Below are 26,521 nucleotides of genomic sequence, written 5' to 3' on the forward strand. Positions count from 1 at the left end.
AATGCAGGTTATCCCGGGTGTCTAAGGGTAAATGTATCGCTATACGATCCTTTCACTTTGCTTTCTCCGTGTCTGGAGTCGATCGTGGAATTGTTAGACAACCTCATGCTGGGCTTCTCGGTGGCCTTCACGCCCGAGAACCTGCTTTATGCCCTGCTGGGCTGCATCCTGGGCACGCTGGTGGGGGTGCTGCCTGGCCTGGGTCCAGTGCCCACCATCGCCATGCTGCTGCCCATCACCTATGTGCTGCCACCCATCGCCGGCCTGATTATGCTGGCTGGCATCTATTACGGCACGCAGTATGGCGGCTCGACCACGGCCATCCTGGTGAACCTGCCGGGTGAGACCGCTGCCGTGGTGACCGTGCTGGATGGGCACCAGATGGCGCGCAATGGCCGCGCCGGTGCGGCGCTGGCGCTGGCGGCGATCGGCTCGTTCTTCGCTGGCAGCTTCGCCACCCTGCTGATCGCGGCGTTCGCGCCGCCGCTGGCGGAGATCGCGTTCAAGTTCGGTCCCGCCGAATATTTCTCTTTGATGGCGTTGGGCTTGATCGGTGCCGTGGTGCTGGCGTCGGGCTCGCTGCTGAAAGCCATCGGGATGATCCTCATCGGCCTGCTGCTGGGCATGGTCGGCACGGACGTGAACTCGGGCGTGGCGCGCTACGACTTCGGCATCCCGGAACTGCAGGACGGTATCGACTTCGCCATCGTCGCCATGGGCGTGTTCGGCCTGGCCGAGATCATGTCCAACCTCGAGCAGAAAGAGAACCGCGTCGACATCACCGACAAGGTTGGCTCGCTGTATCCGAACCGGCAGGAAATGAAGGAGGCGGCGCCCGCCATGCTGCGCGGCACGGCGCTGGGCTGCATGCTGGGCCTGCTGCCGGGCGGCGGCGCGACGCTGTCGTCGTTCTCTTCCTACACGCTGGAAAAGAAGATATCGAAGGAGCCGGAGCGTTTCGGCAAGGGCCATCCCGCCGGCCTGGCGGGGCCGGAGTCGGCCAACAACGCGGGCGCGCAGACCTCCTTCATTCCGCTGCTCACCCTGGGCATACCGGGGAACGCCGTGATGGCGTTGATGGTGGGGGCCATGACCATCCACAACATCCAGCCCGGCCCGCAGGTCATGACGAGCCATCCGGAACTGTTCTGGGGCCTGGTGGCGTCGATGTGGATCGGCAACCTGATGCTGGTGGTGCTGAACCTGCCGCTGGTGGGCCTGTGGGTGAAGCTGCTGAAGGTGCCCTACCGCATCCTGTTTCCGGCCATCCTGGTGTTCTGCACGGTTGGCGTCTATTCCCTGAACTACAACGTCTTCGACATCTACATCACTGCCGTCTTCGCGATGGTGGGCTATGTGTGGGCGAAGCTGAAGTGCGAAGGCGCGCCGCTGCTGTTGGGTCTGGTGCTGGGTCCCATGATGGAAGAGAACTTCCGCCGGGCGCTGCTGCTCTCGCGCGGGGAATTCATGACCTTCATCGAGCGTCCGCTGTCGGCGTCGCTACTGGGCGCGGCGCTGATACTGGTCGTGTTGGTGGCCCTGCCGTCGGTGAAGCGCAAGCGCCAGGAGGCGTTCGTCGAAGAGGAGTAGGTGCCGCGGCCGGTGTCGGGCTTGCGCCGCGCGATGCGAGCTCAGGCCCGTTTCACGAAGTGCTTCAGCAGGGTGCTGAGCAGCGGGCCGGTGGCGCTGAGTTCGTCCAGGTGCGCGCCTGACAGCAGCCGCAACTTGGCTTCGGTCAGTTCGGTGACGCGGATGTTGATGCGGCGCCGGTCGCGCGGATCGTGCTCGCGGCTGACCAGGCCCATGCGCTCCAGGCGGCCGACCAGTTCGCCCGCGCTGTGATGGCGCAGCAGCATGCGGTCGGCGATTTCGCCGACCGTCAGCACGTCGTCGGGAGAGCCCTTGATGGCCAGCAGCACCTGGTGCTGCTGCGGCGTGAGGCCATTGGCGGCGGCGGCCGCTTCGCTGAAGGCGAGGAACTTGCGTAATTCGTAGCGCAGCTTGGACAGCGCAATGAAGTCCGCCTTGCCGGGAACGCGCTGCGGCACGGCGGGCACGACGGGACTGTGTTCGGTGTCTGGCATCGCGGACATGGTCTGTACCCTGAGGACGTTCCATTGTACGGCTGCATGCCGCCATGGGCCGCGTGCTTGGTCGGCCCGTCCGCCGGTGCTACGCTGCGGGCCATGACAGACGCCTCGCGTACCCAGACCCTTGCCGCGCGCCGCGCCGAACTGCGCCGCATGAAGATCGGCGCCGCGGCGCTGCTGGCGCTCATGGTCGCGGGGCTCATCCTTGCGCATGCCATGGGCGGGCAGGGCGGCTGGGCCTGGCTGCGCGCCTTCTGCGAAGCGGCCACCGTGGGCGCCTTGGCGGACTGGTTCGCCGTGGTGGCGTTGTTTCGCCACCCGCTGGGCATACCGGTGCCGCACACCGCCATCATTCCCTCAAACAAGGATCGCCTGGCCGACAAGCTGGGCGTCTTCGTGCGTGACCACTTCCTGGAGCCCGGCATCTTGATGGCGCGCATCCAGGCCTTCGACCCAGCCGCACGCCTGGGGCAATGGCTGGCCGTGCCCGACAACACGCGCCGCCTGGCGCAGGGGGCGCGCCAGGCGGCACTGCAGTCGCTGGAATTGCTGGACGAGGTTGCCGTGCGCCGCGCCATCCACGGTTTCGTCATGGGCCGCCTGCACCGGTGGAACGCGGCCGCCACCGCGGGAGACGTGCTTGGCCTGCTGACGCGCGACGGCCGTCACCAGGAACTGCTGGACGCCGCGCTGGAGCGCATGGCGCAATACCTGGGCAAGGAGGAAATCCGCCAGCGCGTGTCGGCCCTGCTGGTCAAGCACGCCAGCCGTGAATGGCCGCGCCTGGTGGGCGCGGTGGAGCTGGTGTCGTCGGTGGATGACATCGCCGATCGGCTGGCCGACCGGATGTCGCGCGCGCTGCTGGAAGAGCTGCGCGACGTGCTGTCGGCGCCCGAGCATCCGCTGCGCCAGGAATACGAAGCCTGGTTCGCGGACTATGTCACGCGCCTGCGCGACGATCCCGACCTCGCACACCAGGCCGAGGCCATCAAGCAGCGCCTGATGGATCATCCCGACGTGCAGGAATACGTGCGCGGTCTGTGGGACGACATCCAAGACGCCTTGCGCCGCGACCTGATGCGCGAAGATTCGGTGCTGGCGCGCCACCTGGACGACGTATTGCTGGCGCTGGGCCGCAAGGTAAGCGAGGACGCGTCCCTGCGTGACGCGATCAACGCGCATGTGATGGCCAACGCCGAGACGCTGACGGAAGACCTGCGCGAGGAGGCCTCGGCGCACATCGCGCGCACGGTCAAGGCCTGGGACGAACGCAAGCTGGTCGACGAACTGGAGCTCAGCGTGGGCCGCGACCTGCAGTACATCCGCTACAACGGCACGCTGGTGGGCGGCCTGATCGGCCTGGCCCTGCACGCCCTGGTGCTTGCCGCATCGGCGTGACACGCCTTGCTTTCGCCGGAAGATAAAAATGCCGTCAAACAACGCCGTTCGTTTCTGAAGAACGCCACGCTGGGCGCCGCTGCAGGCGGCGCGCCTCACCACTGCGTGGCATGCCACGCAAATGCTGCACGACGGTGCGGATTCCGCCCCGCCAACGTGCATGCCAGCCGTGTCGCCCGTGCCATGAAGCGGGGTGCACCACTTATCTTGACCTGCCGCAAACCCGCGCCGATAAAGGCCTGGCGGGGATGCCGCGTATCAGCGCAGGGAAGACCTGGAAATACCTGGCACGCAACTTGCATGGTTGAAGCATGAACGGCTGCCGCCGTGTCCGCTGGGGCAAGATTTCATGCGCCTCTTGAATCACTCAAGGGATCACTGCGATGCATCACCTCATGGGTTTTTCCGCCGCCAGCGCGCGGCGTCTGTGGCGCGCCGTCGTGGGCGGGGCGCTGGCCTGTCTGGCGGCCACCGCCAGCCTTCCCAGCCTGGCGGAAAAGCCGTTGCGCATCGGGGCGCCCCTGGCACTGAGCGGCGGGCTGGCCGAGGAAGGCAAGAAGCAGCAGGTGGCCTACCAGCTTTGGCTCGAACGCATCCAGGCCCAGGGGGGCATCATGATCGGCGGCGCGAAAGTGCCGGTCGAGCTGGTGACCTATGACTACCAGTCCGACGAAAAGCGTGCGCAGCAATTGGCCGAGCGCCTGATCACCCAGGACCGCGTCGATTTCATGACCGCGCCCTTCGGGTCCGGCCATGCCAAGGTGGTCGCCGGCGTCGCCGAGCGCTATGGCGTGCCGGTGATCGCGGTCGCCTCCAGCGAGCCCGTGCACAACCAGGGCTACAAGCATCTGTTCGGCACCCTGGCGCCCTCCGTGGGGCTGATCGACACGATGATCGAGTATTTCACGGCGCAGCGGCCGGGGACCGGCACGATCGCCGTGCTGGGGCGCGACGACGTCTTTCCCAAGGTGATGGCGACCACGATGTCCAGGCAGGCGGCGAAGGCCGGCTTGAAGGTCGTGTACGACACGCTCTATCCCGTGGGCACGATGGACTTCAGCGCGGCGCTTACCGCGATCAAGGCGGCCAGGCCGGACTGGATATACGTCACCGGCTACACCAGCGATCTCATCCTGGCGCGCAAGCAGATGGCCGACCTGGGCGTGGATGCGCCCATCCTCACCATGGTGACGGGTCCCGCCTATCCCGAGTTCGTCGATGGCCTGGGCCCGCTGGCCGAGAACGTGACCAGCGCGACGTGGTGGCACGCGTCGCAGACCTATTCCTCGGATGACGTGTTTGGCGGAACGCAGGCCTTTGCGCAGGCCGTGCGCGACCGCACCGGCAAGGATCCGGACTACGTCCATGCCTCGTCGGCCGCGGCGCTGGTGGTGCTGCAGAAGGCGGTGGAGGCCGCGGGCACGCGGGACCGTGCCAAGGTACGCGATGCGCTGGCGGGGCTGGACGTCATGACTTTCTATGGTCCGGTGAAATTCCGCGAGGACGGCATGAACATGAATCGCGAACTGCCCATCATCCAGATCCATGACGGCAATCCCGTCGTGCTGTTCCCCGTCCCCGCGCAGGCCTCCGCGTTGCGGCTGAGCGCGAAGTGAATCAACGGAAAGAACGACCGGAGACTTGCCATGCCCAAGCACCTGAGCCCCGCGCAGATCGATGATTTCCGCCAGCACGGCTACGCCTATCCCTTCGATGCCTTCGACGCACAGGAGGCCGCGCGGCTGCGCGCCCGCATCGAGTCCTACGAGCAGCAGAGCGGCTACGACGCCAACCAGACGCTGAAGATCAAGGGGCACCTGGCCTTGCCCGACCTGGTGGCGTTGGGCCGCCATCCTCGCATCCTCGACGCGGTCGAGGACCTGATCGGCCCCAACATCCTGCTTTTCGGCGCCTCCATCTTCGCCAAGGACGGCGGCGATCCGCGCTACGTCTCCTGGCACCAGGACTCGGCCTATTTCGGCCTGGATCCGCACGACGAAATCACGGCATGGGTCGGCCTGACGGACTCGACGGAGGAGAACGGCTGCCTGCGCGTGCTGCCCGGCTCGCATCGGGGGCCGGACTTCAAGCATGAGGAAACCTACGCGCCGGACAACATGCTGGCCAAGGGACAGTCGCTGATCGGCATCGATGAAAGCCGGGCCGTGTCGATGCCGCTGCGCGCGGGACAGTTTTCGCTGCACCACGAGCGCACGGCGCACAGCTCGTTGCCCAACCGGAGCACGGGCCGGCGGATGGGGTTCGCGTTCTTCTACGTGCCCACCCATGCGCGCCTGCTCAAACGGCGTGGCCGCGCCACGCTGGTGCGGGGTGTGGACGAGTACGGCCATTGGGATGCCGACGACCTGCCCACCATGGACCTCGATCCGTTGTCGATGCAGCAGCTCCGTTCCGCCTGGGGCAGCTACAAGGATGGCAAGGTATTGCAGGCCGCGGACATGTCGGCGCAGGCCTGAGGGCGTCGGGGAGCGGAGCGGGCGGGTGCTACGATCCCGCCAGTTCCCCTATCCTGCGCGCCCATGGCGCGCGTGTCTGCCATGTCCCTGGTCCTGCGCGGCATGTGCGCCGCGGACATCCCCGACGTGCTCGATGTCCAGGCCGCCGCCTACCCCGCCATCCTCAACGAAGAGGCGGGCTTCTTCCTGAATCGCCTGGCCTTGTCTCCGGCGACCTGCTGGGTGGCGAGGGATGCCGCCAGCGACGCGATGCAGGGCTACCTGGTCGCGTATCCGTGGTCGGGCGGGTTGCCGCCCGAACTCGGCCAGGCCTTGCCCTCACTGCCGGCAGGCGCCGACCATTGGTTCCTGCATGATTGCGCCGTGCATCCCCGCGCGCAGGGGCGCGGCGTGGGCAAGGCACTGTACGAAGCCGGCAGGCGCCAGGCCTGGGAAGCTGGTTTGCGACATGGCTGCCTGGTGGCACTGGCCGAGGCCGTTCCCTACTGGCTGCGGCTGGGGTACGCGACGCCGGTCGGGGTGATGCCGGGGCTGGCGGAAAAGTTGCGCCAGTATGGCGAGGGCGCCTGCTACCTGGCGCGTGCGATGGATTCAGTGGTGGACCGTGGCGCCGCGGGGCAGGGCGGCTGATGCCGCCTTCGAGCCAGCCGGCGGTGCGTCACTCAGTCCGAGATACGCCAGGATCTTGGGGAAGTGCTGGTTGATCTTTCGGCGCGCGGTCCAGCGTTCAAGAAACTTGAACTTGCAGCGTAGCCGGTAGCGGAAATCGTAGCGGCGTCCGCCCAGGCCATCCACGATGACCAGGTAAGGGCGCCCCGCACAGGTATGTGCGACGACGACATTGCACAGATTCACGTCGTTCCAGATGACACCGTTCTTGTGCAGCCAGTGCAGCATTTCGGTGATCAAGCCAAGTGCTTCCAGCTGGGAGATGGCGCCCGAGTGGAGCATGCGCTCGAGCGTCTGCGCGGCCTGGCCATCGCGGCCCCGGATCAGTTCCACCACGATCCCGTGGCCCTTCGAGGTGGCTACCGGTTGATGGATCTTGGGCAGGTGCTGCGACGTGAGCTTGCGGGTGTTGAGGTGCTGGAGGTAATGCAGCTCGAGCGCATTCTCGAGGAGGTCGGCAGATTGCCCGGCGCGGCTCACCTTGATGCACAGGGATGGGTCCAGCGGGTGTTGCCAGCATTCCCGCTGATTGCCGGTGCCGATCAGGGTGGCCAGGCTCAATGCCTCGGGTGGGTCTGTCGATGTGGCGCGGCCAGTCGAATCCATCTGCGTCTCCGCCCGTCCTCGTCGCACAAGGCAAGGATTCCCGGCATTTATTTCATGATGATGAAACAAATATTATCAGCGCTTCTTGCCTTGGAGGGCCCAGGTGGCGCGTGGAAGCCCCCTGGAATGCTTGAGTCACCTCAAGCCCAAGGGGATTCGTTGTTTTGACGCAAATTCGACGTTTGTGTCAACGTGGCGGACAGGGCCTCCGCTGCACGGAGGCTGGCGTCGGCCTAGTTGCTGTCCAGCGTGTCGCAGAGCTCGCGCGCCGCGTCCTTCACCAGTTGCACGTGGCTCGGGTTCAGGCGATGCGTGGGCATGGTCAGTGTGACGGCGCCCACCAGCTCCGTGCCGTTCTTGAAGACCGGCGCCGAGATGCCCGACAGGTCGGGCGTGCGGTCGCCGTTCAGCAGGATGACGCCGTCGCGGCGGATCTGCTCATAGACCTCGCCGATGCCGCCGCTGTAGGCGCTCAGCACGCGGCCACCCGCGCCACGCCCCATGGGCAGCACGTCGCCGGCCTTCAGGTGGTCGCGCAGCGGCTGCGGGGAATCGACCCGATACAGGCAGATGCGCTGGTCGCCCTGGCGCACGTGGAAGGCCGCGCTTTCACCGGTCTGCGCCACCAGGCGTTGCAGCAGCGGCGTGACCAGCGGTTCCAGTGAAAAGGACGCCGCGTAAAGGGCATGCAAGCGTGCCACTTCCGGGCCGATAGCATAGCGACCGGTTTCCGTCTGACGGATCAGTCGGCCATGGACCAGCGAGGCAAGCAGCCGCGACACCGCGCTCTTGTAGAGCCGCGTGCGGTTGGCCAATTCGGTCAGGCTCAGCGACTCGTCGCCATTGCGAAAGGCGGCAAGCACCGTGAGGGCTTTGTCGACGGCGGCAACGCCGCCGGGGGCGAGGTTCTCGTCGGCGACGGACTTCTGCGCGGATTTCCTGGGCATGAATGACTCGCGTACCAAAAAGACAGCAGGGAAAAGACCGCGGCGCGATTGACAGCGCGGACGGTCAAGCGAATAATCTATTTTAAGGATAGAACTTGATTCTATCAAATAGAATTTATAAGTAGCGTTCCTTAGGATATGTATCCTATAGAACGGAATCTTATAGAACAGAATCGCGGACTGCAAGGTCTACGATGAATAAATCCGGAGACGCGGTCCAAACGCACAACGCTTCGTGCGCTGGGACGTCCCCGACAGAAACAGGAATGTCCCGTGGCAACAAAAGTATTGGTGAGCGAGGTCGGACCCCGCGACGGCCTGCAAAGCGTCAAGCGCACGATGAGCCTGGCGCACAAGACGCAGTGGATCTCGGCGCTGCATGCGGCGGGCCTGCAGGAAATCGAGGTCGGCTCCTTCGTCTCTCCCAAGCTGTTGCCGCAAATGGCCGACACCGCGCAGGTGGTGGCCCATGCCAAGACCCTGCCCGGCCTGCACGTGGCCGTGCTCGTGCCCAACCTGAAGGGCGCGCAGGCCGCGTTCGAGGCTGGCGTGCACAAGATCACGCTGCCGATCTCGGTGACGGAAGTGCATTCGCTGGCGAACATCCGCCGCACGCACGAACAGGTCTTCGAGGAAGTGCGCCAGGTCGTGGCGCTGCGCAACGCGCAGTACCCCGGCATTGCCATCGAGGCCGGCATGTCGGTGGCCTTCGGCTGCACGCTGGCCGGCGCCGTGGCCGATGACGAAACGATGCGCATCGGGCATCTGATGGCCGAGCTGGGCGTGGACGAGGTCGGCCTGTCCGACACCACGGGCTACGGCAACCCGGCCCAGGTGGGCCGCATGTTCCGTCGCCTGCAGGCCGAGCTGGGCGAGAAGGCGGGCGGCGCGCACTTCCACAACACGCGTGGCCAGGGCATGGCCAACGTGGTCGCCGCGCTGGATGCTGGCGTCACCACCTTCGACGCCAGCCAGGGCGGCCTGGGCGGCTGTCCCTACGCGCCGGGCGCCACCGGCAACATCGTCACCGAAGACCTGGTGTATCTGCTGGAAGCCATGGGCCTGGACACCGGCATCGACGTCGAGAAGCTGCTGGCCGCGCGCGCCGTGCTGGCCGAAGGCCTGCCTGGCGAGCCGCTGTACGGCCACGTCCCTGACGCCGGCCTGCCCAAGGGCTTCGTCTATGCCGATGGCCGCGTGCCGCCCGAGACGCCCGCGCGCGTCGGTTGCGGAGCGCAGGCCTGATCATGAGCGAACAGAAGAACCCCTTGCCGCTCGCCGGCATCCGCGTCGTCGAATTCACGCACATGGTCATGGGCCCGAGCTGCGGCATGCTGCTCGCGGACCTGGGCGCCGAAGTCATCAAGGTCGAACCCGTCAACGGCGACAACACGCGCCGCCTGCCCGGTTCGGGCTCGGGCTTCTATGCCATGTTCAACCGCAACAAGAAGAGCCTGGCGGTGGACGTGAAGCAGCCCGCTGGCCGCGAAGCCGTGCTGCGCCTGCTTGCCACGGCCGATGTGTTCAGCGAGAACTTCAAGCCCGGCACCATGGAAAAGCTGGGCCTGGGCTATGAGGCGCTGTCCAAGCTCAATCCCCGCCTGATCTATGTCTCGCACAAGGGCTTCCTGAAGGGGCCCTACGACCAGCGCACCGCGCTGGACGAGGTCGTGCAGATGATGGGCGGCATGGCCTACATGACCGGTCCCGAAGGCCGTCCGCTGCGGGCCGGGGCGTCGGTCAACGACATCATGGGCGGCATCTTCGGCGCCATCGGCGCCATGGCCGCGCTGCGCACCCGCGACACGACGGGCCGCGGCCAGCAGGTCGAAAGCTCGCTCTTCGAGAACAACGTGTTCCTGATGGGCACGCACATGATGCAGTACGCCGTGACCGGCAAGCCCGCCAAGCCCATGCCCAGCCGCGTGGCGGCCTGGGCGGTCTACGACGTGTTCGAGGCGCGCGACGGCGGGCAGATTTTCCTCGGCGTGGTGTCGGATACGCAATGGCGCCTGTTCTGCGACGCCTTCGGCCTGGCCGCGCTGAAGGCGTCGCCGCGCCTGGCGACCAACCCGCAACGCGTGGCCGAGCGCGAGTGGCTGATGCCGCAACTGCGCGCCGTGATGGCAACCTATTCCGCGGACGAGATCTCGACGCGCTTCGAAGCGCACGGACTGCCCTTCGCGCCGATCACGCAGCCGCATGAACTGTTCGAGGACGAGCACCTGCGCGAAAGCGGCGGCCTGGCACCTGTGCATATCGCGCCCGATGCCAGCGGCGCGCAGGCGGACCTGGATACCCGCACGCCGCTCCTGCCGCTGATGCTGGATGGCGAGCGGCTGGGCGTGCGCAGCAATCCGCCTTCCATCGGCGAGCATACCGCTGCGTTGCTGCGGGAACTGGGTTACAGCGCCGACGAGATCAAGGCGCTGGAATCCCAGCAGATCATCCACGACGGCGAAGGCTGATCGCGGGCGGTGCCAAAGGAAAGGACGCGGCCGGATTTCCGGACGCGCCCCGGTTCCTTGCATCCCGCGCCCGCGACAGTCGCGAACTTTTCACTTTTTGGTGCGAAATAACCCCTTTGTTCAAACGTTTCAATCGGTGATACAACCGATACCTTTTATAACGCTTTCATGCGTGGCAGCATGTTGCGACTTGACGGGTCAAAAGCCCGCCAGGTCTGGACTGTTCCCATGCTTTGCTTATCCACCTGGAGACTTAGTGTGAAATTCCCCCTCGTCGCAGCGGCCATGCTGGCCTTCGCGTTCAACGCCCAGGCCGCAGAATCGGCTGATACCTATCCGTCCAAGCCCGTGCGCATCGTCGTGCCGTATTCGGCAGGCGGCACCACCGACTACGCTGCCCGCATCGTCGCGCAAAAGCTGACGGAACAAAATGGCCAGACCTTCTTCGTCGAGAACAAGGCCGGCGCGTCGGGCACCATCGGCACCCTGGACGTGGTCCGGTCGGCCGCCGACGGCTACAACATCCTGACCAACGACACGACCTACGCCATGCTGCCGGCGCTGTTCGACAAGCTGGCCTGGGACCACAAGAACGACCTGGTGCCGGTCAGCATGCTGATCCAGTCGCCCGTCACGCTGGTCGTGCCGCAAGCGTCGAAATTCCAGACGATGCAGGACCTGATCGACTACGCCAAGCAGAACCCCGGCCTGCTGAACTTCGGCTCGGGCGGCCAAGGCAGCTCCACCCACCTGTCGTCGGAAGTCTTCCGTGACCAGGCCCAGATCAACGTCGCCCACATCCCCTACCGTGGCGCCGGCGCCGCCATGACCGACCTGATGGCCGGCCAGATCGACTTCCTGATCACCGCCACGCCCACCGCCATCGGCCCCATCAAGGGCAATCGCGTGCGCGCGCTGGCCGTCAGCGGCAATGAGCGGCTGAAGGCCCTGCCGAACGTGCCGACCTTCAAGGAAGCCGGCCTGGCCGACTACCAGGTCATCAACTGGTTCGGTTTCGCCGTGCCGCGCAACACGCCCGCGCCCGTCGTCGAGAAGCTGTCGACGCTGGTGCTGAAGGCCCTGGACGACGACAAGCTGCGTGCCCAGCTGGAAGAGCAGGGCGCCAAGCCCGGCACGCTGAAGCCCGCCGAGTTCCAGAAGCTGGTCAGCGAGGAAATCACGCTGTGGACCGACGTCGCCAAGAAGGCTGGCGTCAAACCCGAGTAATCGGCGCGGGCAAGGCAATACGCGTGAACGCGTGCCTGTCGTAGACTGACACGCGCGCCCCACAGGCGCGGCCATCGGCCGCGCCTGTTTTCTTTCCAGGAGAAAAAGAAGATGTGGAACCTTTCCTTCACCCCGCCCGAACGCATCCAGGCCGAGGTGCTGACCGCGATGCCCGATGCGCTGCGCCTGCCCCGGCCGTCAGCCTGGGCGGATGCCAACAAGGCGGGCGAACCCATCGACAGTTTCCTGGAAGGCCCGGTCTTCGACCGCGCGGGCAACCTCTATGTGACCGACATTCCGCACGGCCGCATCCTGCGTATCGATGCGCAAGGCGCCTGGCACGTGGTGGCCGAGTACGACGGCTGGCCCAATGGCCTGGCCATCCATCGCGATGGCAGCATCTGGATTGCCGACTACCGCCGCGGCCTGCTGCGCCTGTCGCCCGAGGGCGGCCAACCCGAAGCCGTGCTGGGCCATCGCAACAGCGAGTCCTTCAAGGGCATCAACGACCTGATCTTCGATGCACAGGGCCGCTGCTGGTTTACCGACCAGGGCCAGACCGGCATGCACGACCCCAGCGGACGCGTCTACCGCTACGATCCCGCCGATGGCCGCCTGGACGTGCTGCTGTCCAATGCGCCCAGCCCCAACGGCCTGGCGCTGGACGCGCATGGCAAGGCCTTCTTCCTGGCTGTCACGCGCGGCAACGCCGTGTGGCGCGGCCCGGTGCAGCGTGACGGCTCGCTCAGCAAGGTGGGCGTGCTGCGCACGTTCTTCGGCACCAGCGGCCCCGATGGCATGGCGGTGGGCGCGAACAACGAACTGGTGGTTGCGCACGCCAGCCTGGGCGGCGCCTTCGTGCTGAACGCCATGGGCGAGGTCACCCATTTCGTGCAAAGCCCTTGCGGCAAGACCATCACCAACGTGGCTTTCCGGCCGGGCACGCGTCAGCTGGTGCTGACCGATTCCTCGACCGGCACGGTGCTGACCGCCGCGCTGCCCTGCGAGGGCGCGGCGCTGTACTCGCACGCCTGACGGCGCGCGTCGCGCTGGTCCAGGCGACCGCTCCAGGCCGTCAGGGCCAGGGCGCCCAGCACCACCACGCCGCCGATCCAGGGCGTGTGCATGAGGCCCAGGTGTTCCACGATGAGGCCGCCGCCCCAGGCGCCCAGCGCGATGCCAAGGTTGAAGGCCGCGATGTTCAGGCCCGAGGCCACGTCCACCGCCTGCGGCGCGTGGCGCTCAGCCTGGCGCACCACATAGACCTGCAGGCCGGGCACGTTGCCGAAGGCGACGGCGCCCCAGGCCAGCACGGTGGCCAGCGCCAGCCACGGACTGTGCGCGGTCCAGGTCAGCACGAACAGCACGATGGCCAGCAGCAGGAAGATGCGCGTGAGCGCCGGGATCGGTCCCTGTCGATCGGCCAGGCGGCCGCCCCACAGGTTGCCCACGGCGACCGACACCCCATAGACCAGCATCACCAGGCTGACCGCGCCGGGCGCGAAACCGGTGACGTCCTGCAGGATCGGCGCGAGGAAAGTGAAGGCGATGAACGAGCCGCCGTAGCCCACGGCCGTCATGGCGTAGACCAGCAGCAGCCGGCCCTGGCCCAGCACCTTGGCCTGCTGCAGCAGGGTGGCCGTGGTGCCGCGCGGGATGTTGCGCGGCACGAACAGCAGGCTGCCGATGAAGGCGACCACCCCCAGCAGCGACACCGCCAGGAAGGTCTCGCGCCAGCCGTAGTGCTGACCGATGAAAGTGCCCAGCGGCACGCCGGTCACCAGCGCGACGGTCAGGCCGGTGAACATGATGGCGATGGCGCCGGCGGCCTTCTCCTTGGGCACCAGGCTGGTGGCCAGGGTCGAGCCGATGGAGAAGAACACGCCGTGCGCCAGGCCCGTGAGGATGCGCGCGGCCACCAGCGGGCCATAGCCCGGCGCCTGCCAGGCCAGCAGGTTGCCCAGCGTGAAGAGCACCATGAGCGCGAGCAGCAGCGTCTTGCGCGGCAGCCTGCCGGTCAGCGCCGTGAGCACGGGCGCGCCGATGGCCACGCCCAGGGCATAGAGACTGACCAGCAGGCCAGCCGAGGGCAACGACACGCCGAGATCGGCGGCGATGGTCGGGATGAGTCCGACGATCACGAACTCGGTGGTACCGATGGCGAAGGCGCTGATCGTGAGCGCCAGGAGGGCAATGCGCATGGCGGGAATCCGGTTGCGGGGAAAGTGCCCGGCAGTATCGCGCCGCCCATCCTTTCAAAAAACGGGGTTCCAGGCAGAATATTTTTGACTAATATTCAAGAATGAAAACGACCCTCGATGAGCTTTCCGTCTTTGCCGCCGTGGTGGACACAGGCTCCATCACCGCCGCGGCCGAGCAGTTGTCCCAGACCGCTTCCGGCGTCAGCCGGGCGCTGGCGCGCCTGGAGGAAAAGCTGGGCACCACCTTGCTGCGCCGGACCACGCGGCGGCTGGCACTGACGGAGGAAGGCGCGCTGTTCCTGGCGCGGGCCCGCCAGATCCTGGACGCGGTCGAAGACGCCGAGAACCAGATGGCCGTGCGCCGCAGCCGCCCCGCCGGGCGGTTGCGCGTGAACGCGGCCACGCCGTTCATGGTGCATGCGCTGGTGCCGCTGGTGGATGGCTTTCGCCGGCGGTTTCCGGAGATCGACCTGTCGCTGCACAGCGACGAGGGCAACATCGACCTGCTGGAACGGCGCACCGACGTGGCGATCCGCATCGGCATCCTGCGCGACTCCACGCTGCACGCGCGCCCGCTGGGCCACAGCCGCCTGCGGGTGCTGGCCAGTCCGGCCTACCTGGCCGAGCGCGGCAAGCCGCGCAACGTGGCTGACCTGGCACGGCACAGCCTGCTGGGTTTCTCGCAGCCGGAACACTTGAACCATTGGCCGCTGCGCCATGCGCAGGACGAGCGCTACGTCATCACGCCGGCCTTGCAGGCCAGCAACGGCGAGATCCTGCGCGAGCTTGCCTTGGCAGGGCAGGGCATCGTCTGCCTGGCGGACTTCATGACCCACGCCGATCGCGCGCGCGGGGATCTGGTGCAGGTGCTGGCGCGCGTCACGGTGGACGTGCGCCAGCCCATCCAGGCGGTGTACTACCGCAACACCGCGCTGGGCGCGCGGATTTCGTGCTTCCTGGATTATGTGCAGGAGGGATTGCGGGGGCGGTTGGAGTGAGGCGGTGCTTTATGAGGTGGCGTGCGCCAGGGGCCGGATTTCCAATCGAAGTCCCATTGCCTTCAGTATCGCAGTCAGGCTGCTGAGCGCAGGGTTGCCCTGCGGAGAAAGTGTGCGGTAGAGCTGGGTGGGATTCAAGGCCGCCCGCCGGGCAACTTCCTGCACACCGCCGAACGCTTGCGCGAATTGGCGCAGGACGGCCAGGAGTTCTCCCTGGTCGCCATCCGCCAGGATGGCATTGAGCGCGGCAAGCGCCAGTTCGGGGTCGTCGCGGTACAGCTCGGCCATGGCATCGTCATGCGGGCGGGTTTTCATCGTCTTTCCTTTGCTGCCAGTCGTTCCAGTACGCCACGGCACGGGCGATGTCGTTGGTCTGATTGCGCTTGTCGCCAGCGCAAAGCAGAAGCACCCGTTGTGGGCCAGCCGTGGCGTAGTACACGCGGTAGCCTGGTCCCATGTCGATGCGCAATTCCCAGACACCCTCTCGGCAATAGCGATGGTCGCCGAAGTTGCCTTGCCCTAGGCGAGCGATACGCCGGATGACGGCGATTCGCGCCTGCTGATCACGGGCGTACTTCAGCCGTGAGAGATACGGGTCGTGGTGGTCGGCGGTTAGGTAATGCGCAATTCGATATCGGGCCATTTTCGTTAATAAGCGAAATTTCGTCAACGCGCGAAACACCATGGAGAGGGGGTGCGCGGGATGGCCAGGATTGTCGCGGGGAGGCTTGCTCTGTGCCTCCCCCTGCGCGCGTTTTCTCCATGAGGAGAGACTCGAACGGAAAAGAAAAACCGCCCCGGCGCCTTATGGCGGCCGGGGCGGTCTTGCCCTGCTTCAGTACGCCTGGCGGCGCGGCGATCAGAAGGCGACGGACATCGTGGCCTTGTAGACGCGGCCCGTGCCGGCCGTGATCTGGCCGAACTGGGGCGCTACGGTGGCCCAGTACTTCTTGTCGAAGACGTTGTCCACGCCCAGGCGCCACGTCACTTCCTTGCCTTGCAGCTTGGTGGTGTAGCGCGCGCCCAGGTCGACGCGGGTCCACGCCGGGATCTCGGCGCTGTTGTTGATGTCGATGTACTGCGCGCCGCGGCGCGAGACATGGCCTTGCAGGGTCAAGCCCTGCAGCGCGGGCAGGTCGTATTCGGCGCCCAGGACTGCCTGGTACTTGGGCACGCCTCGGGCATAGTTGCCGTCCTGCAGGCCGCCGTTGGTGTTGCGCAGCTTGGCTTGCATGAGCGTGATGCCGCCGATCAGGCGCAGGCCCGTCATGGGTTCGCCGTACACATTCAGTTCGACACCGCGATTACGTTGACGGCCGGCGTCGCTGAAGATATTCGTGTTGATGTCCTGATAGAAATCAGGCCGTTGGATCTGGAACACGGCGAAACTGGCGCCGTAGTCGCCGAAGTCGGCCTTCACGCCGGCTTCGATCTGCTTGGTGCGTGCTGGCTTGAACAATTCGCCGGGGTTGGCGGCGTTGTTCGGGGCGACTTCACCGCGTGCCAGGCCCTGGATGTAGTTCGCGTACACCGACAGGTTGTCCGTGGCGCGGAAGACGATACCGCCCATCGGAGAGATGACCGAGTCGTCGTACGCCGAGCCGAAGGCGCCGTACGTGCGCTGGTCGATCGACTGGTGGCGTGCGCCGATCGTCACGAGCAAGCGTTCATCCATGAAGGACAGGGTGTCCGACAGCGTGACACTGCGCAGGATGGTGCGCTCGGAGCGGGGCGGGTCATTCAAATCGCCGACCGAAGGGCCTTCGGCAGGGCGTTCGAATTGCACGGGGTCGTGGATGTTCTGGGGGCTGGCCGGCGTGCCGAAGGCCGGGCTGGCGTAAGCCGTGCGACCGATCTGCTTGAGCGCCGAGACGTTCAGGTTGACGCGATGACCGACCGATCCCGTGTTGAAACGGCCGCGCAGGCCGGTTTCGCCGGTGACCGAGTCGCGGCGATAGGGCGAATTCAGGTAGCCCTGGGTGCCGATACCGTCTCCGCCGACCGTCGGCGTGGCGTAGAGGCCTTCTTCTTCATCGGTGCTGGTGCCGATGGCCGCATAGGCCATCCAGTTGTTGTTGATGTCGAATTCAGCGCGGCCCACCAGGAAGCGGCTTTCCAGGTCGGAGTAGGCCCACGATTGCCCGTAGTTCACGTCCGTTTCCGGTGCGCTCGGCACGTCGGTGCTGCTCAGGCGGATGGCCGAGCGCGGATGGTCGTAGCGGACCCTTTGTGCGCCGGCATCCACCGACACGCGCAGGCGCTCTCCACGGAAGTCGAGACCGACCGAACCCATGCTGATGCGCTCGTCGGCGTCCTTGACCGAGGTTTCACCATCGCGGTGTGCGGCATTGACGCGCACGCCGAACTGGTTGTCTGCCCCCCAGCGGCGGCCGATGTCCACGCCGCCGCCGAATTGGCCGCGGCTGGTGTAGTCGACGTCGACGCGGGAGATGGGGTCATCCGTGGCGCGCTTGGGCTGGATGTTGATCAGGCCGCCCAGGCCCGAACCGCCGGGGGCGGCGCCGTTCAGGAAGCCGCTCGCGCCCTTGAAGACCTCGACGCGCTCGACCATCTGGGTGGGCAGCACCTGGCGCGGCAGGATGCCGTACAGGCCGTTGAAGGACAGGTCGTCGTTGTTCAGCGCGAAGCCGCGGATCACGAAGGTCTGCGCCTGGTTGCCGAAGCCGTTGCCTACTTGCACGGACGAGTCGTTCTTCAAGACGTCGCCCAGCGTGCGAGCTTGCTGATCCTGGACCAGTTTCGAGGTATAGCTGCTGATCGTGAAGGGCGCTTCCATGATGTCCAGGTTGCCCAGGATCCCCATCTGGCCACCCGTGGCGACCTGGCCGCCGCCGTAGGTCGTCGGCGTGGGGGCCGAGATCGGGGCTTCGGCCCGGACCGTCACGCTCTGCAGCGTCTGCACGTCGGGCGAAGGCGTGGGCGCGGAGACGGTCTGCGCCTGCACTGCCAGGGGGAGCAGGGCGGGGCTGACGAACGCCGTCGCCAAGGCGGCGCGCAGGGCGCGGGCCAGGAGCGTGGGGCGGACGGTGGGGAAACGAGAAGGCATGTGGCGGAATCCTGTCAGGACGCTTTAAGGAAAATGTGAATCGTTCTTATTATTCTTGACGATTCTTGACTCTTGCAAGGCGGATAGCCCTCAACCCCCAGCCTCTTGCAACAAAGTAAGCAACTGTGTCGCATGCACGCCACACCGAGTGGGTGCGTAACGTTGCGGCACAATTTAAATCCGGGTGATATTGAAAGCGAAATTGGGCTGGGTAGTATCGGAAGGATGATGGACCGTTACCGGAGACGCCCCATGAATGACATCGCCTTCTCGCCCAGCTATACGGCTTTTTCGGGGGACCAGTGCCTGGCTACTGGCGCGCCTTCGCATGTGGCCGGCGCGGCGCGCGCGGCGCTGGATGCGCAACCTGGGCGCAGCCTGCTGGTATTCGACGACGCCACCGGCAGGCAGGTGGATCTGGACTTGCGGGGCTCGCCCGACGAAGTGGCCGCGCGCCTGCGCGTGGCGGATGCCAGCCCGGAGGCAGAGGTGGCCCCGGCAGCGCCCGTTCCCCGAGGCCCGGGCCGGCCAAGACTGGGCGTGGTGGCGCGCGAGGTGACGCTGCTGCCCCGGCATTGGGAATGGCTCTCCGCCCAGCCCGGCGGGGCGTCGGTGACGCTGCGCAAGCTGGTCGATGCCGCCAAGCGCGAGAACGCGTGGCATGACCGGGTGCGCAGCGCCCAGGCAGCGTGCGACGCCTTCATGCAGACGATGGCGGGCAACCGCCCTGGCTACGAGGAAGCGTCGCGGGCGTTATATTCCGGCGATGCCGCCGCGTTTCGTGAACATATCAGCGGCTGGCCGGTCGATATACGCGCGCATGCCGCGCGGCTGGCCCTGACGGCCTTCGAGATCGAAGAGCCGGCCCTGGCCTGAGGGCCGTTTTCCCTGGGGGACCAGCGCGGACGGCTGGTGGCGACGCGGCACTTTCCTGGTGGTTCGACCGCCTTGCTTCACCCGAGATCCGCATGACCCCTGAACGGTCCGCCCCGCAGGCCCGCCCTGTCTTCGTCTTTCATTCCTCCTGGCGGCTGCGTCCCGGCGCGCTGGCCGTGGCCCTGCTGGCCGGTGGCCTGAGCGCCGCCCACGCGCAGGCCGCGCAGCCTTCCCCCGAGCCGAACACGCTGGACACCATCGTGGTGTCCGGCAGCTACGGCGCAATCTCCAGCTTCATGGCGCCGTATTCGGTCGACAGTGTCGACGCGAGCCAGATAGCGACCGGCCAATTGCGGATCAACGCGTCCGAAGCGTTGGCGCGCGTCCCGGGCCTGGTGGTGCAGAACCGCCAGAACTACGCCCAGGACCTGCAGATCTCCTCGCGCGGTTTTGGCGCGCAGACGCCCTTCGGCGTGCGTGGGTTGAAGCTCATCACCGACGGCATTCCCGCCAGCACGCCCGACGGACAAGGCCAGGCGGCCACCTTCAACCTGGACACCGCCGAGCGCATCGAAGTGCTGCGCGGCCCGATGGCGACCTTGTACGGCAGCAATGCCGGTGGCGTGATCCAGGTGTTCTCGCGCGATGGCCAGGGACGTCCCAGCATCACCGCGGAAACGCTGTCGGGCAGCGACGGCCTGTGGAAGCGCCGGCTGGGCTCGGAAGGCGAGATCGACGGCGTGGGCTATGTGCTGGATGCGTCGCGCATGAGCAGCGATGGCTATCGCGAGCACAGCGCGGTGCGGCGCGACCAGGGCTTCGGCAAGCTGACGATCCGGCCCGATGACCGCAGCACCTTGCGCGTGGTGTTCAGCAGCCTGGATCAGCGGAACACGGATGATCCGCTGGGGCTGACCTGGCAGATGGCGCGGGACAATCCGCGTGGGGTGGCGTCGCAGGCGCTGGACTTCAATACACGCAAGAGCATTCGGCACAGACAGGGTGGTATCGCCTACGAGCGGCGGATCGGCGATGGAACGCTGTCATTGAATGCTTACGGCGGTGCGCGGAGAGTGACACAGTATCTGTCGATACCGAGTGATGTTCAGCAACGGCCACACCCGAGCACCGGCTTGCAGACGCATGCCGGCGGGGTTGTGGACTTCAACCGCCGCTTCGAGGGTGGCGGAGCGCAGTGGCAACAGCCTTTTGGGTTTGGCGGAGGGACGCTGACGCTGACGGGCGGTTTGGCATATGACCGTAGCGAGGACGACCGTCAGGGTTACGAGAATTTCATCGTTGAGGGCGGCGTCGAGCACCTGGGGGTGCGTGGACGTCTTCGCCGTGACGAAATCAACACCGTCACATCGGTTGACCCCTACGCCCATGCGAGTTGGGAAGTGGGCCGTTGGACGCTTCAGGCCGGGTTGCGTCGCAATGAGGTGAAGATCGAGGTGGACGATCACTATCTGTCCAACGGAGATGACACGGGCTCAAGGCGCTACACGCGTTATGCCCCAGCCTTGGGGGCCTCTTATGCTGTAACGCCTGCCTTGCATGTCTATGTGAATGCGGGCAAAGGAACGGAAACGCCGTCCTTGGGTGAGCTGGCTTATTCGGCAGGTGGCGGCGGTTTCAACAGCGCGTTGGGCCCCTCGCGCAGCGAACAGATAGAGGCTGGCATCAAGGCGTTGATCGGCGAGGATACGCGTGTGGATGTGGCCGTCTTCCAGATTCGTACGAAAGATGAGTTGGTGGTTGCCGAGGCGCAAGGCGGCCGAAATAGCTACAGGAATGCCGGCAACACCCTGCGCCGCGGCGCCGAACTCTCGCTGGATTCGCGTCTGAGCCCCCAGTGGCGTGCTGCTGCGGCGTTCACGTATCTGGACGCGACCTACGACAGTAGCTTCACGAACGGAACCAACCTTATCGCGCGCGGCAACCGCCTGCCAGGTGTGCCGGAAATGAACGCCTACGCCGAGATTGCCTGGACACCTCGTCCGTGGGTGACCACCGGCTTGGAGGCCGTATATCGCGGTAAGGTCTACGTCGAGGACACTAACACCCGAGCCCCCGCGCCTGCCTACACCGTCCTGAACTGGCGCACCCAGTTCGAGCAGACGCACGGCCCGTGGACCTTCCGCCAACTGTTCCGCCTGGACAACCTGCTGGACAAGCAATACATCGGCTCGGTCATCGTGGGGGATGGCAATCGCCGCTATTACGAGCCGGCGCCGGGTATCGCCTGGTATGCGGGCGCCAGCGTGCAATACACGTTCTGACGTGTGTACACCGGGCGGCCCGTTCAGGGCCGCCTCCTGTTTGCCTCAGCTTTCCGCCGCGACCTTCAGCTTGATCGCCTTCTGGCGGCGTTCCATTTCCTGGCGCAGCTCGCGGCGCAGCTCGGCGGCCTGGAAGCGTTCGCGCTCTTCGTCGTCCGAAGGCTGCAGCGGCGGCACGGGCACCGGGTTGCGGTCGTCGTCCACCGCCACCATCGTGAAATAACAGCTGTTGGCGTGGCGCACCAGCTTCTGGCGGATGTCCTCGGCCACGACCTTGATGCCGACCTCCAGCGAGGTGCGGCCGGTGTAGTTCACCGAGGCGTAGAACGTCACCAGCTCGCCCACGTGGATGGGCTGGCGGAAGATCACCTGGTCGACCGACAGGGTCACGACGTAGCGGCCGGCATAGCGGCTGGCACAGGCGTAGGCCACCTGGTCGAGGTACTTCAGGATGGTGCCCCCGTGGACGTTCCCGGCGAAGTTCGCCATGTCGGGCGTCATCAGGATGGTCATCGAAAGCTGGTGGTTGGAATCGTTCTTCATGGGCGGCGGCCGCAAAGAGGGTGGCGGGATGGCGCGATTGTACGGACTGGCGTGCCTGCGCAGTGCGGGGAGCAAGGGGCGGTTCCTGCTGTTGCGCGGGCCCCGCATCCGGGAAATCGAGGATGGCGAGGCGCGCTGGCAGAACTCATAGTCTCATCAGACCAGTTGTGGAGTGCCGCCGATGCCCGACGTCATCAACCGCCGCAAGCTCTACCAGGAAGTGGCCGATCGCCTGCTGGCCCGCATCCAGGCGGGCGAGTTCGCGCACGACGCGCGCCTGCCCTCCGAGCGCACGCTGATGGAGGCGTACGGCGTGGGACGCCCGGCCGTGCGCGAGGCGCTCTTCGCGCTGGAGAAGATGGGCATCGTCGAGATCCTGCATGGCGAGCGCACGCGGGTGACGCGGCCTTCGCCGGCTTCGGTCATCCAGCACATGGCCGCGCTGGGGGACCACATGCTGGCAGGCTCGGAAGCCAACCTGGCCTACCTGAAGGATGCGCGCCAGTTCTTCGAGGTCGGCATGGTGCGCCGCGCGGCCGAGCGCGCCACCGAGCCCCAGTTGGCGGCGCTGCGCGACAACCTCCGTCTGCAGGCCGCGGCGGCGGATGACGGCCAGCGCTTCCTGCAGGCGGACAAGGCCTTTCACCAGCAGTTGGCCGACATCTCCGGCAATCCGATCTTCACGGCCGTCAGCGTGGCCATGTACGAGTGGCTGGCGCGCTATCACGTGGCGCTGGTGCAGACGCCGGGCGCCGAGCAGCAGACCCTGGCCGAGCACCAGGCCATCTACGACAGCGTGGCGGCGGGCGACCCCGACGGCGCCGCGCGCGCCATGACCGATCACCTGACGCGGGCCAACCGCTTGTATCAGCAGTCGACCCAGGCGTGCGTGCCGGCGGGACGCGCCGTCCGCAAGCGAGCCTGACAGGGGCGGTCCGGCGGCAAAAGCGATCCTTTCATCCTGTTGCGAGCCAGCACGGGCGCGGCATCAACCAACTGGTCTGATGACATGACGAAATCCGGCAGCATCCTCTCCAGCGGCAAGGCCCCCAATACGCGGCTGCGTGCCCGCTATTGGCTGGAAACCCCGGCAGACCCGCGCAAGGTGGCCGAGACCATCGCCGGCGAGCAGTCCACCGGCACCTTCGTGCGGCTGGCGCCGGAGGTCGAGGCGCGGGCCGCGCGTTGCGATGCCGTCGTGGAGTCGGTGCAGGAAGTGGAGGGCGCCCCGCACGCCAGCCTGCCCACGGCCCGCCGCGCGGGCGATGTGCCGGTGCGGCGGGCGCTCATCGAGCTGTCCTGGAGCGAGGAGAACTTCGGCTGTTCCCTGCCCAACCTGATGGCGACGGTGGCGGGCAATCTGTTCGAGCTGCGCGACGTGACGGGGCTGCGCCTGCTGACGCTGAATCTGCCTGACGGCTATGCGGCGCGCTATCCGGGGCCGCAGTTTGGCGTGACGGGCACGCGGCGGCTGGCGGGCGTGCGCGCGGGTCCGCTGGTGGGCACGATCATCAAGCCCAGCGTGGGGCTGTCGCCCGAGCAGACGGCGGCGATGGTGGCGACGCTGTGCGAAGGCGGCATCGACTTCATCAAGGACGACGAGTTGCAGGCCGACGGGCCGCACTGTCCGTTCGAGGCGCGGGTGCATGCCGTGATGCGCGTGGTCAACGACCATGCCGCGCGCACGGGCAAGAAGCCGATGGTGGCCTTCAACATCACCGACGACCTGGACGCCATGCGGCGCCACCACGATACGGTGCTGGCGCATGAAGGCACGTGCGTGATGGTCAGCGTGAACAGCATCGGGCTGGCTGGGCTGGCCTACCTGCGGCGCCATTGCGCGCTGCCCATCCACGCGCATCGCAATGGCTGGGGTTACCTCAGCCGCCATCCGGCCCTGGGTTTCGACTATGCCGCCTGGCAGGTGTTGTGGCGGCTGGCGGGCGCTGACCACATGCATGTGAACGGCTTGCGCAACAAGTTCTCGGAGCCCGATGAATCGGTGATCGCATCGGCCAGGGCGCTGGCCGAGCCGCTGTTCTCGGAGGGGCTGCCGGGCTACGCGGCCATGCCCGTGTTTTCTTCGGGGCAGTGGGCGGGGCAGGCCGCGGACACCTATCGTGCCCTGGGCAGCGACGATCTCATCTACACCTGCGGCGGCGGCATCGTGGCGCATCCGGGCGGCATTGCCGCGGGGGTGGAGAGCGTGCGCGCGGCCTGGCAGGCGGCAGCGCGCGGACAAGCCGTGCAGGAGGCTGCCGTCGGCAACGCGGCGCTGCGCCAGGCGCTTGATTTCTTCGGCAAGTGAGGGGCGACGTGTCCCAGTCGTCCTTCTCGATGCCTTCCGATGCCGAGGCGCCCGCCCTGGCATTCCTGGGCGATGACTTCACGGGCTCCACCGATGCCATGCAGGCCCTGGCCGTGCAGGGCGCGCCGACCCTGCTGTTCCTGCGTACGCCGGACGCACGGGCGCTGGCGGCGGCGCGGGGGCGCTATGCGGCGATCGGCCTGGCCGGCGTGAGCCGCAGCCAGGGGCCGGCCTGGATGGACGCGCATCTGCCAGCGGCGTACGCGGCACTGGCCGCCTCAGGCGCGCCGCTCGTGCACTACAAGGTCTGTTCCACCTTCGACTCCTCGCCCGCCTTGGGCAGCATCGGCCGGGCCATCGAACTGGGCCGGGCGGCGTTTCCCTCGCCCGTGCCGCGCGCGACGCCGGTCATCGTGGGCGCGCCTGCCTTGCGCCGCTACACCGCTTTCGGTCATCTGTACGCGTCTGGCGGCGAGCGCGTCTGGCGCATCGACCGCCATCCCACCATGGCCGCGCATCCCGTCACCCCGATGGCGGAAGCCGACCTGCTGCGGCACCTGGCCGCGCAGACGACCTTGCGTGGCGGCCTCTTCGATTTCACCGAGGCGACGCGGCCGGACGCCAGGGCGCGCCATGCCCGAGCGATGGCGGACCACGAGATCCTGCTGATGGACGTGCTGGACGAGGCGACGCTGGCCTCGGCAGGCCGCCTGCTGTGGCAGGCGGCCTGCGCGCAGCCCGGGCATCCCCTGTTCTGCGTGGGCTCGTCGGGCGTGGAGTACGGCTTGATCGCCGCCTGGCGCGAGACCGGCGGACTGGCCCGGCCCGGCGCGCCACCGCCCGGCCGGGCGTCGCGGGTGCAGGCCATCGCGGCGGTGTCGGGCAGTTGCTCGCCGGTCACCGCCGCGCAGATCACGCAGGCGGGGCAGGATGGCTTCGCCTGCCTGCGCGTGGCGCCGGAGACCCTGCTGGACGACGTGGCCGCCAGCGGTGCCGCGCTGGGCGCGCGCATGCTGGCCGCCTTGTCAGGCGGGCGCAGCGTGCTGGCCTATACGGCGCAGGGACCGGATGATCCGGCGATCACGCAGTTCCGCTCCGTGCTGCGCGCGCGCGGCCTGGACGAGGCCGATGCCCTGGCCCGCGTGGGCCAGGCGTTGGGCATCGCCCTGCGCGCCGCCGCGCAGGGGGCGGGCCTGCAGCGGGTGGCGGTGGCCGGCGGCGACACCTCGGGACAGGTGATGCAGGCCATGGGCATCTCGGCCCTGCGCCTGCATGCGGCCTTCGCGCCGGGCGTGCCGCTGTGCGAGGCCTGCGAACCGAGGGACGGCGCGCCAGGCCTGCAGGTGGCGCTGAAGGGGGGGCAGATGGGCGGAGAAGGATTCTTCGGCGACGTGCGGGCGGGCATGCCGCGCGTGGCGGGGTGAAGCACAACACACACAAGGACGAGGAGACAAGCATGCAACACATCGCCATCGTGGGCGCGGGCGGCAAGATGGGCTATCGCGTATCCGCCAACCTGAAGGGCGCGCCGTACCAGGTAAGCCATATCGAAGTCAGCGAGGCGGGCCGCCAGCGGCTGCGCGAGCTGGACATCACGTGCGTCGAGGCCGAGGCGGCATTGCGGCAGGCCGACGTGGTGATCCTGGCCATTCCCGACAACCTGATCGGCCGCATCACCGCGCAGCAGGAGAGTCTTTACAAGCCGGGCGCCATCCTGATCGCGCTGGATGCCGCGGCGCCGTTCGCGGGCGAATTGCCGGAACGCGAAGACCTGACGATCTTCGTGGCGCATCCGTGCCACCCGCCGCTCTTCAATGACGAGGTGACGCCCGAGGCCAAGCAGGACTACTTCGGCGGCGTGGCCGCCAAGCAGCACATCGTGTGCTCGCTGATGCGCGGGCCCGACGCGCACTATGCGCTGGCCGAGGACGTGGCGCGGCGCATGTACGCGCCGGTGATGCGCGCGCACCGCGTCACGGTGGAGCACATGGCGATCCTGGAGCCGGTGCTGTCCGAGACCATCGGCGCGACCTGCATCGCCATCATGCGCGAGGCGACGCAGGAGGCCGTGCGGCGCGGCGTGCCGGAGCAGGCCGCGCACGATTTCATCCTGGGGCACATGACGGTGCTGACCGCGATGCAGTTCGGGCTGATGGGGCCTCACGCGCGCATGTCGGACGCGGCCATCAAGGCGGTGGAGATCGCCAAGCGCGAGCTGTTCGCGCCGGACTGGAAGAAGGTCTTCGAGCCCAAGGCGGTGGCCGAGAGCATCCGGCAGATCACCACGCCTTGATCCGCCTGCCGGGTGCCGCATTGTGCGAGCCGTCATGCCAGGCGCACAATGACGGGCCCGGCAACGTCCAC

25 protein-coding genes are annotated in these 26,521 nt (G+C 67.0%); 17 read left to right on the top strand and 8 right to left on the bottom strand.

Features of this window, described 5'->3' with window-relative positions:
* The first annotated feature begins 84 nt into the window (after nucleotides 1-84).
* Entirely contained in the window at nucleotides 85-1,590 is a 1,506-nt protein-coding gene (locus ODI_RS01870) for a tripartite tricarboxylate transporter permease (RefSeq protein WP_067756092.1), read from the top strand.
* Between the two features lie 41 nt (nucleotides 1,591-1,631).
* Here ODI_RS01870 and ODI_RS01875 read toward each other — a convergent pair whose 3' ends face one another.
* A complete protein-coding gene (locus ODI_RS01875; protein ID WP_408635880.1) occupies nucleotides 1,632-2,093 on the bottom strand; it encodes a MarR family winged helix-turn-helix transcriptional regulator in 462 nt (153 codons plus the stop codon).
* Between the two features lie 93 nt (nucleotides 2,094-2,186).
* On the opposite strand from ODI_RS01875, the gene ODI_RS01880 reads away from it, so the two are divergent.
* From ODI_RS01880 to ODI_RS01895, 5 genes are all read left to right on the top strand, one after another.
* Complete coding sequence (locus tag ODI_RS01880) at nucleotides 2,187-3,488, top strand: DUF445 domain-containing protein (RefSeq protein ID WP_067756096.1); 1,302 nt, start codon at nucleotides 2,187-2,189, stop codon at nucleotides 3,486-3,488.
* Nucleotides 3,489-3,494: 6 nt separating this feature from the next.
* Complete coding sequence (locus ODI_RS22695; protein ID WP_157929696.1) at nucleotides 3,495-3,803, top strand: twin-arginine translocation signal domain-containing protein; 309 nt, start codon at nucleotides 3,495-3,497, stop codon at nucleotides 3,801-3,803.
* 80 nt (nucleotides 3,804-3,883) lie between these two features.
* Nucleotides 3,884-5,104: an amino acid ABC transporter substrate-binding protein gene (locus tag ODI_RS01885; protein WP_067756099.1), complete on the top strand. Its 1,221-nt coding sequence runs from the start codon at nucleotides 3,884-3,886 to the stop codon at nucleotides 5,102-5,104.
* Between the two features lie 30 nt (nucleotides 5,105-5,134).
* Nucleotides 5,135-5,965, top strand: a complete 831-nt coding sequence (locus ODI_RS01890; RefSeq protein ID WP_067756101.1) for a phytanoyl-CoA dioxygenase family protein — start codon at nucleotides 5,135-5,137, stop codon at nucleotides 5,963-5,965.
* A gap of 81 nt (nucleotides 5,966-6,046) precedes the next feature.
* Nucleotides 6,047-6,595 carry a GNAT family N-acetyltransferase gene (locus ODI_RS01895; protein WP_231968169.1) on the top strand — a complete coding sequence of 183 codons (549 nt, stop codon included), beginning with the start codon at nucleotides 6,047-6,049 and terminating at the stop codon, nucleotides 6,593-6,595.
* On the opposite strand, the gene ODI_RS01900 is transcribed toward ODI_RS01895, so the two are convergent.
* Both ODI_RS01900 and ODI_RS01905 read right to left on the bottom strand, forming a co-directional pair.
* Complete coding sequence (locus ODI_RS01900) at nucleotides 6,557-7,240, bottom strand: YrbL family protein (RefSeq protein WP_082985385.1); 684 nt, start codon at nucleotides 7,238-7,240, stop codon at nucleotides 6,557-6,559. The two genes, ODI_RS01895 and ODI_RS01900, sit on opposite strands and share 39 nt — an antisense overlap.
* 233 nt (nucleotides 7,241-7,473) lie before the next feature.
* Nucleotides 7,474-8,187 carry an IclR family transcriptional regulator gene (locus ODI_RS01905; RefSeq protein WP_067756107.1) on the bottom strand — a complete coding sequence of 238 codons (714 nt, stop codon included), beginning with the start codon at nucleotides 8,185-8,187 and terminating at the stop codon, nucleotides 7,474-7,476.
* A gap of 273 nt (nucleotides 8,188-8,460) precedes the next feature.
* Between ODI_RS01905 and ODI_RS01910 the strand changes: the two genes are divergently transcribed.
* From ODI_RS01910 to ODI_RS01925, 4 genes are all read left to right on the top strand, one after another.
* A complete protein-coding gene (locus tag ODI_RS01910) occupies nucleotides 8,461-9,432 on the top strand; it encodes a hydroxymethylglutaryl-CoA lyase (RefSeq protein WP_067756110.1) in 972 nt (323 codons plus the stop codon).
* Between the two features lie 2 nt (nucleotides 9,433-9,434).
* Complete coding sequence (locus ODI_RS01915) at nucleotides 9,435-10,655, top strand: CaiB/BaiF CoA transferase family protein (protein WP_067756113.1); 1,221 nt, start codon at nucleotides 9,435-9,437, stop codon at nucleotides 10,653-10,655.
* A 258-nt stretch (nucleotides 10,656-10,913) separates the two neighbouring features.
* Entirely contained in the window at nucleotides 10,914-11,882 is a 969-nt protein-coding gene (locus ODI_RS01920) for a Bug family tripartite tricarboxylate transporter substrate binding protein (RefSeq protein WP_231968170.1), read from the top strand.
* 111 nt (nucleotides 11,883-11,993) lie between these two features.
* Nucleotides 11,994-12,917, top strand: coding sequence for an SMP-30/gluconolactonase/LRE family protein (locus ODI_RS01925; RefSeq protein ID WP_067756119.1), 924 nt, complete (start codon nucleotides 11,994-11,996; stop codon nucleotides 12,915-12,917).
* Here ODI_RS01925 and ODI_RS01930 read toward each other — a convergent pair.
* Nucleotides 12,830-14,083, bottom strand: a complete 1,254-nt coding sequence (locus ODI_RS01930) for an MFS transporter (protein WP_067756122.1) — start codon at nucleotides 14,081-14,083, stop codon at nucleotides 12,830-12,832. The two genes, ODI_RS01925 and ODI_RS01930, sit on opposite strands and share 88 nt — an antisense overlap.
* 101 nt (nucleotides 14,084-14,184) lie before the next feature.
* Here ODI_RS01930 and ODI_RS01935 point away from each other — a divergent pair, with 101 nt between their 5' ends.
* Entirely contained in the window at nucleotides 14,185-15,081 is an 897-nt protein-coding gene (locus ODI_RS01935) for a LysR family transcriptional regulator (RefSeq protein WP_067756125.1), read from the top strand.
* 9 nt (nucleotides 15,082-15,090) lie between these two features.
* Here ODI_RS01935 and ODI_RS01940 read toward each other — a convergent pair whose 3' ends face one another.
* The 3 genes from ODI_RS01940 to ODI_RS01950 all read right to left on the bottom strand — a co-directional run bounded on the left by ODI_RS01940 (nucleotide 15,091) and on the right by ODI_RS01950 (nucleotide 18,148).
* On the bottom strand, nucleotides 15,091-15,396 hold the full coding sequence (locus ODI_RS01940; RefSeq protein ID WP_067756128.1) for a helix-turn-helix domain-containing transcriptional regulator: 306 nt from the start codon (nucleotides 15,394-15,396) through the stop codon (nucleotides 15,091-15,093).
* Nucleotides 15,377-15,724 carry a type II toxin-antitoxin system RelE/ParE family toxin gene (locus tag ODI_RS01945; RefSeq protein WP_067756131.1) on the bottom strand — a complete coding sequence of 116 codons (348 nt, stop codon included), beginning with the start codon at nucleotides 15,722-15,724 and terminating at the stop codon, nucleotides 15,377-15,379. The genes ODI_RS01940 and ODI_RS01945 overlap by 20 nt, the downstream gene beginning before the upstream one ends.
* A gap of 216 nt (nucleotides 15,725-15,940) precedes the next feature.
* Nucleotides 15,941-18,148 carry a TonB-dependent receptor gene (locus ODI_RS01950; RefSeq protein WP_067756134.1) on the bottom strand — a complete coding sequence of 736 codons (2,208 nt, stop codon included), beginning with the start codon at nucleotides 18,146-18,148 and terminating at the stop codon, nucleotides 15,941-15,943.
* A 252-nt stretch (nucleotides 18,149-18,400) separates the two neighbouring features.
* Here ODI_RS01950 and ODI_RS01955 point away from each other — a divergent pair, with 252 nt between their 5' ends.
* The gene (locus ODI_RS01955; protein ID WP_067756137.1) at nucleotides 18,401-19,024 is read left to right on the top strand and encodes a DUF2239 family protein; all 624 of its coding nucleotides are present in this window, start codon (nucleotides 18,401-18,403) and stop codon (nucleotides 19,022-19,024) included.
* Between the two features lie 92 nt (nucleotides 19,025-19,116).
* Nucleotides 19,117-21,306, top strand: a complete 2,190-nt coding sequence (locus ODI_RS01960; protein WP_082985387.1) for a TonB-dependent receptor family protein — start codon at nucleotides 19,117-19,119, stop codon at nucleotides 21,304-21,306.
* Between the two features lie 45 nt (nucleotides 21,307-21,351).
* On the opposite strand, the gene ODI_RS01965 is transcribed toward ODI_RS01960, so the two are convergent.
* Nucleotides 21,352-21,849, bottom strand: coding sequence for an acyl-CoA thioesterase (locus ODI_RS01965; RefSeq protein WP_067756140.1), 498 nt, complete (start codon nucleotides 21,847-21,849; stop codon nucleotides 21,352-21,354).
* A gap of 181 nt (nucleotides 21,850-22,030) precedes the next feature.
* Here ODI_RS01965 and nanR point away from each other — a divergent pair, with 181 nt between their 5' ends.
* The 4 genes from nanR (at nucleotide 22,031) to ODI_RS01985 (ending at nucleotide 26,450) form a co-directional block, all read left to right on the top strand.
* A complete protein-coding gene (nanR, locus tag ODI_RS01970; RefSeq protein ID WP_067756143.1) occupies nucleotides 22,031-22,774 on the top strand; it encodes a transcriptional regulator NanR in 744 nt (247 codons plus the stop codon).
* Between the two features lie 84 nt (nucleotides 22,775-22,858).
* A complete protein-coding gene (locus ODI_RS01975; RefSeq protein WP_067756147.1) occupies nucleotides 22,859-24,157 on the top strand; it encodes a ribulose-bisphosphate carboxylase large subunit family protein in 1,299 nt (432 codons plus the stop codon).
* 8 nt (nucleotides 24,158-24,165) lie between these two features.
* Nucleotides 24,166-25,581, top strand: coding sequence for a four-carbon acid sugar kinase family protein (locus ODI_RS01980; protein ID WP_231968171.1), 1,416 nt, complete (start codon nucleotides 24,166-24,168; stop codon nucleotides 25,579-25,581).
* Nucleotides 25,578-26,450: a phosphogluconate dehydrogenase C-terminal domain-containing protein gene (locus tag ODI_RS01985; protein ID WP_331716309.1), complete on the top strand. Its 873-nt coding sequence runs from the start codon at nucleotides 25,578-25,580 to the stop codon at nucleotides 26,448-26,450. The genes ODI_RS01980 and ODI_RS01985 overlap by 4 nt, the downstream gene beginning before the upstream one ends.
* The last annotated feature ends 71 nt before the right edge of the window (nucleotides 26,451-26,521 follow it).

Source organism: Orrella dioscoreae (assembly GCF_900089455.2).
Classification (GTDB): Bacteria; Pseudomonadota; Gammaproteobacteria; order Burkholderiales; family Burkholderiaceae_B; genus Orrella; species Orrella dioscoreae.

Bases quoted from the DNA above. Each gene is read 5' to 3' on its own strand.
- ODI_RS01875 (WP_408635880.1), bottom strand. From the start codon at position 2,093: ATGTCCGCGATGCCAGACACCGAACACAGTCCCGTCGTGCCCGCCGTG.
- ODI_RS01880 (WP_067756096.1), top strand. From the start codon at position 2,187: ATGACAGACGCCTCGCGTACCCAGACCCTTGCCGCGCGCCGCGCCGAA.
- ODI_RS01885 (WP_067756099.1), top strand. From the start codon at position 3,884: ATGGGTTTTTCCGCCGCCAGCGCGCGGCGTCTGTGGCGCGCCGTCGTG.
- ODI_RS01890 (WP_067756101.1), top strand. From the start codon at position 5,135: ATGCCCAAGCACCTGAGCCCCGCGCAGATCGATGATTTCCGCCAGCAC.
- ODI_RS01895 (WP_231968169.1), top strand. From the start codon at position 6,047: ATGTCCCTGGTCCTGCGCGGCATGTGCGCCGCGGACATCCCCGACGTG.
- ODI_RS01900 (WP_082985385.1), bottom strand. From the start codon at position 7,240: ATGGATTCGACTGGCCGCGCCACATCGACAGACCCACCCGAGGCATTG.
- ODI_RS01905 (WP_067756107.1), bottom strand. From the start codon at position 8,187: ATGCCCAGGAAATCCGCGCAGAAGTCCGTCGCCGACGAGAACCTCGCC.
- ODI_RS01915 (WP_067756113.1), top strand. From the start codon at position 9,435: ATGAGCGAACAGAAGAACCCCTTGCCGCTCGCCGGCATCCGCGTCGTC.
- ODI_RS01925 (WP_067756119.1), top strand. From the start codon at position 11,994: ATGTGGAACCTTTCCTTCACCCCGCCCGAACGCATCCAGGCCGAGGTG.
- ODI_RS01930 (WP_067756122.1), bottom strand. From the start codon at position 14,083: ATGCGCATTGCCCTCCTGGCGCTCACGATCAGCGCCTTCGCCATCGGT.
- ODI_RS01935 (WP_067756125.1), top strand. From the start codon at position 14,185: ATGAAAACGACCCTCGATGAGCTTTCCGTCTTTGCCGCCGTGGTGGAC.
- ODI_RS01940 (WP_067756128.1), bottom strand. From the start codon at position 15,396: ATGAAAACCCGCCCGCATGACGATGCCATGGCCGAGCTGTACCGCGAC.
- ODI_RS01945 (WP_067756131.1), bottom strand. From the start codon at position 15,724: ATGGCCCGATATCGAATTGCGCATTACCTAACCGCCGACCACCACGAC.
- ODI_RS01950 (WP_067756134.1), bottom strand. From the start codon at position 18,148: ATGCCTTCTCGTTTCCCCACCGTCCGCCCCACGCTCCTGGCCCGCGCC.
- ODI_RS01955 (WP_067756137.1), top strand. From the start codon at position 18,401: ATGAATGACATCGCCTTCTCGCCCAGCTATACGGCTTTTTCGGGGGAC.
- ODI_RS01960 (WP_082985387.1), top strand. From the start codon at position 19,117: ATGACCCCTGAACGGTCCGCCCCGCAGGCCCGCCCTGTCTTCGTCTTT.
- ODI_RS01965 (WP_067756140.1), bottom strand. From the start codon at position 21,849: ATGAAGAACGATTCCAACCACCAGCTTTCGATGACCATCCTGATGACG.
- nanR (WP_067756143.1), top strand. From the start codon at position 22,031: ATGCCCGACGTCATCAACCGCCGCAAGCTCTACCAGGAAGTGGCCGAT.
- ODI_RS01975 (WP_067756147.1), top strand. From the start codon at position 22,859: ATGACGAAATCCGGCAGCATCCTCTCCAGCGGCAAGGCCCCCAATACG.